This window comes from Actinophytocola sp. (assembly GCF_035712165.1).
Classification (GTDB): Bacteria; Actinomycetota; Actinomycetes; order Mycobacteriales; family Pseudonocardiaceae; genus DASYTH01.
The window spans coordinates 1-4224 of sequence record NZ_DASTBH010000310.1 but is presented as its reverse complement, the minus strand read 5'-3'; the positions used below and the strand labels follow the sequence as shown (position 1 = coordinate 4224).

Sequence of the window (4224 nt, the reverse complement as noted above, 5' to 3'; positions counted from 1 at the left end):
CTCACCGAGCTGGGCGTGGCCCGGCACCGCACCGGGGTGCGCGAGGAACTGCGGGACCGGATCGCCGCGGCGACCAACGTCCGCTGGCCGGAGGGCATGCCGCCGCGGGCGCTGCGGGTGCTGCAACGCGCGGTGGAGGTGTCGGCGATTCTCGAGCTGGCCGGCGAGGACGAGCCCGGCGGTGCGCTGTCCGCCTCCGCGGCCCACAAACGCGAGCAGGCCCTGCGCCCGCTGTTCGACGCCGTGCGGATCGCCCGCTGCGCCGCCATCGACGAGGCCGTGCGCACCCTGTCCAACCAGGCTGGACGCGTCTAGTTGTTGATCGAGAAGCGCCTGCAGGCGGGCATCCGGGACGGATCGATCACCGTGCTGTTCCGCCGCTGGCGGGCGCGGCAGGTCACCGCCGGCAACACCTACCGGACCGCGGCCGGTCGTGTGGCGGTGGACGAGGTGCGGGTGGTGCCGCCGGCCAGGATCACCCGGCGCGACGCGCTGGCCGCCGGGTACCGCTCGGCCGACGAGGCGCGCGCGGACCTGCGCGGTGACCCGGCCGACCCGGTATACCTGCTGCGCATCCGGCCGGTGCACGACCCGGACCCGCGGGACCTGCTGGCCGCCGACGACCGGCTCGGCCCGGCCGACCTGGCCGCGATCGGCCAGCGCCTGGACCGGCTGGACCGGGCCAGTGCCGCCGGCCCCTGGACCGCGCAGACCCTCGCGATCATCGCCGAGCGGCCCGAGGTGCGCGCCCCGGACCTGGCCGCGACCCTGGGCCGGGAGACGGCCCCGTTCAAGCTGGACGTGCGCAAGCTGAAGAACCTGGGCCTGACGATCAGCCTGCCGGTCGGCTACCGGCTGTCGCCGCGTGGTGCGGCCTACCTGCGGTCACGCAGCAACCCGGAGCACACGGCGCCCCGTTGACCGTGCAGCCGGCCGCGGTGAGGCCGGACAGCTTGCGCGGCTCCTCGCCCTCCAGATGCTCCCGGACCAACTCCACCACCAGTTGGGCGAACCGCGGGTCGGTGCCTGGAGTGGCCGCCCTGGCGAAGGCCAGGCCCAGCTCGGCGGCCCGCTGCGCGGCCTCGGTGTCCAGGTCCCAGACCACCTCGAGGTGGTCGCTGACGAAGCCGATCGGGCACACCACGACCGCACGCACGCCGCGCTCGTGCAGGACGTCCAGATGGTCCACGATGTCCGGCTCCAGCCACGGGATCCGGGGTGGGCCGGACCGGGACTGCCACACCACGTCGTAGCCGCCGGCACCGATCTCGGCGGCGACCAGCCGGGCCGCCTCGGCCACCTGGCGGGAGTAGCGGTGGCCGCCCTCCTCCGGGGTACCGGCCGCGGCGTCGGCCGAGACCGGCACCGAGTGCGCGGTGAACACCAGCCGGAACTCCCCCGCCGTCCCGGCCGGCAGCGCCGCCGCCGCCAGCCGCACGGCGTCGGCCACGGCCGCGACGAACAGCGGGTGGTCGAAGAACTGGCGCAGCTTCACCAGCTCGGGCGCCGCGTCGCCGAGCGCTGCCCGGGCCCGGGCGATGTCCTCGTCGTACTGGCGGCAGGCCGAGTAACCGCCGTAGGCGCTGGTGCTGAACACCAGGGCGCGCCGCACCCCCGCGTTGGCCAGTTCGGCGACCGCGTCCTCGACGAGCGGATGCCAGTTGCGGTTGCCGAAGTAGACCGGCAGGTCGATCCCGGCCTGCGCCAGCTCGATCCGGGTGGCCTCGATCGCCGCCCGGTTGAGCCGGTTGATCGGCGAGACCCCGCCGAAGGACTGGTAGTGGTGCTCGACCTCGTCCAGCCGCTCCGGCGGCACCCCGCGCCCACGGGTCACGTTCTCCAGGAACGGCCGCACGTCCTCGGGTCGCTCCGGACCCCCGAACGACAGCCACAGCAGGGCCTCGTAGTCAGTGCTCATGGCGGGGCCTCCAGGTCGGTCCGGCTCACTGCCTATGTCACCCATGCCTACACGCCGGATCTCACATCCCCAACGCGTGCACCCCGCCGTCCACCCACACCATGGAGCCGGTGGTGGCCGGCAACCAGTCGGACAGCAGCGCGCAGACCGACCGGGCCACCGGGGTGGCGTCCGAGGTGTTCCAGCCCAGCGGGGCGCGCTCCCCCCAGGCGTCGCGGAGCATGGTGAAGCCGGGGATGGACTTCGCGGCCATGGTGCCGAGCGGACCGGCGGCCACCAGGTTGACCCGGATGCCCTTCGGACCCAGCTCCCGGGCCAGGTAGCGGGTGGTGGACTCGAGCGCGGACTTCGCCACGCCCATCCAGTTGTAGGCCGGCCAGGCCATCCGCGCGTCGAAGTCCAGGCCGACGATCGAGCCGCCGGAGCCCATCAGCGGCAGGCAGGCGACCGCGAGCGACTTCAGCGAGTACGCCGAGACCTGCACCGCGGTCGCCACGTCCTCCCACGGCGCGTCCAGGAAGTCCTCACCCAGGCAGGACGGTGGCGCGTAGGCGATCGAGTGCAGCACCCCGTCCAGCCCGTCGGTGTGCTCGCGCACCCGGTCGGCCAGCCCGTCGAGCTGCTCGGTGCTGGTCACGTCCAGCTCGATCACCGGCGGCGGCTTCGGCAGCCGCTGGGCGATCCGCTCGACCAGGCTCATGCGGCCGAACCCGGTCAGCACGACCTCGGCGCCCTCGTCCTGGGCGACCCGGGCCACGTGGTAGCCGATCGACGAGTCGGTGATCACCCCGGTGATCAGCAGTCGCTTGCCCTCGAGCAGTCCCGGCACAGTGGTCCTCCCGCGATTTCGGTTCAGTGGCCCATGCCCAGGCCACCGTCGACCGGGACTACGGCTCCGGAGATGTACCCGGCGGCGTCCGAGGCGAGGAAGGTTACCGCGGCCGCCACCTCGTCCGGTTCGCCGTACCGGGCGGCGGGCACCTGGGCCAGGATCTGCGCCTTGCGTTCCTCGGGCAGCGCGCCGGACATGTCGGTGGTGATGAAGCCGGGCGCCACCACGTTCGCGGTGATGTTGCGGGAGCCCAGCTCGCGGGTGATCGAGCGGGCGACGCCGATCAGGCCGGCCTTGCTGGCCGTGTAGTTCACCTGGCCGGGCGAGCCGAGCATGCCCGTGACGGACGAGATGAAGATCATGCGGCCCCACCGGGCGCGCAGCATCGCCCGGGTCGCCCGGCGGGCCACCCGGTAGGCGCCGGTGAGGTTGGCGTCCACCACCCGGACGAACTGCTCCTCACTCATGCGCATGAGCAGCGTGTCGTCGGTGATCCCGGCGTTGGACACCAGCACCTCGACCGGCCCGTGCGCGTCCTCGACCTGGGTGAACGCCGCGTCGACGGCCGCCGGGTCGGTCACGTCGCAGGTCACCCCGAACAGGCCCTCCGGCACGCCGGAGCCGCGGTGGGTGACCGCCACCTTGTCGCCCTGCGCGGCGAACGCCCGGGCGATCGCCAACCCGATGCCGCGATTGCCACCCGTGACCAGTACCGACCGTCCCACGCCCACTCCTCGACCCGCGCGATTCCCCTGGCAGCTTCGCAGGCTATCCGGACGGTCCGGGGCGGACGCCCCTAGGGCAGTCGTTGGCCGATCAGCAGTGCGGCGCCGGCGGCCACCAGCGCCATCAGGGTGCCGAGGATGAGCCAGGGCCGGCTCGCGTCGGCGTCCTTGGTCTCGTAGCCGATCTGCTCGCCGAGCGTGTCGTAGACGGAACGGAGTTGCTCGGCGGTGGCCGCCTTGTAGAACTCGCCGCCGGACAGCCGGGCGATCTCCTTCATCGACTCGTCGTCCACCGGCACGCTCTGCGGCTTGCCGTCGATCGACACCTCGCCGTGCTCGGTGCCGAACGAGATCGTCGAGATCGGGATCTTCCGCTCGGCGGCCGCCCTGGCCGCGGTGAACGCTCCCCTCGGGTCGTCGCCGACCGGCGTGGGGATGGTCTGCTTGCCGTCGGTCAGCAGCACGATCCGGGCGGGCGGCGGTCCCTGCGGTCCGCTGACGACCTGCGAGAAACCTTCGATCGACTGCAGCGCCGCGAAGATCGCCTCACCGGTCGCAGTGGACTGGGCCAGCTTGAGCCCGTCGATCGCCTGGACCACCGGCGTCCGGTCGGTGGTCGGGCCGACCAGCACCGTCGCGGTGCCGGCGAACGAGATCAGCCCCAGGTTGATGCCCTGGGTCAGACCCTGGGTGAAGGACTTCGCCGACTCCTGGGCGGCCGCCAGCCGGGTCGGCCGGACGTCGGTGGC

General features: G+C 73.1%; 5 protein-coding genes and 1 pseudogene. 2 read left to right on the top strand and 4 right to left on the bottom strand.

Annotated elements, in window-relative coordinates:
• Together VFO68_RS17675 and VFO68_RS17670 are read left to right on the top strand one after the other, a co-directional pair.
• Positions 1 to 315 (top strand): annotated as a pseudogene (locus VFO68_RS17675) (hypothetical protein); the annotation flags it as partial.
• Between the two features lie 3 nt (positions 316 to 318).
• Positions 319 to 921 carry a hypothetical protein gene (locus VFO68_RS17670; RefSeq protein WP_325159404.1) on the top strand — a complete coding sequence of 201 codons (603 nt, stop codon included), beginning with the start codon at positions 319 to 321 and terminating at the stop codon, positions 919 to 921.
• On the opposite strand, the gene VFO68_RS17665 is transcribed toward VFO68_RS17670, so the two are convergent.
• The 4 genes from VFO68_RS17665 to VFO68_RS17650 form a co-directional block, all read right to left on the bottom strand.
• A complete protein-coding gene (locus VFO68_RS17665; protein WP_325159403.1) occupies positions 833 to 1918 on the bottom strand; it encodes a ferrochelatase in 1086 nt (361 codons plus the stop codon). The genes VFO68_RS17670 and VFO68_RS17665 overlap by 89 nt on opposite strands.
• 61 nt (positions 1919 to 1979) lie before the next feature.
• Positions 1980 to 2747: an enoyl-ACP reductase FabI gene (fabI, locus tag VFO68_RS17660; protein WP_325159402.1), complete on the bottom strand. Its 768-nt coding sequence runs from the start codon at positions 2745 to 2747 to the stop codon at positions 1980 to 1982.
• Positions 2748 to 2770: 23 nt separating this feature from the next.
• Positions 2771 to 3475 carry a 3-oxoacyl-ACP reductase FabG gene (gene fabG / locus VFO68_RS17655; protein ID WP_325159401.1) on the bottom strand — a complete coding sequence of 235 codons (705 nt, stop codon included), beginning with the start codon at positions 3473 to 3475 and terminating at the stop codon, positions 2771 to 2773.
• Between the two features lie 71 nt (positions 3476 to 3546).
• Positions 3547 to 4224, bottom strand: a 678-nt coding sequence (locus VFO68_RS17650; RefSeq protein ID WP_325159400.1) for a VWA domain-containing protein, incomplete at its 5' end; no start/stop codon positions are given.

Coding starts and splice junctions, on each gene's coding strand:
- VFO68_RS17665 (WP_325159403.1), bottom strand. CDS start 1,918: ATGAGCACTGACTACGAGGCCCTGCTGTGGCTGTCGTTCGGGGGTCCG.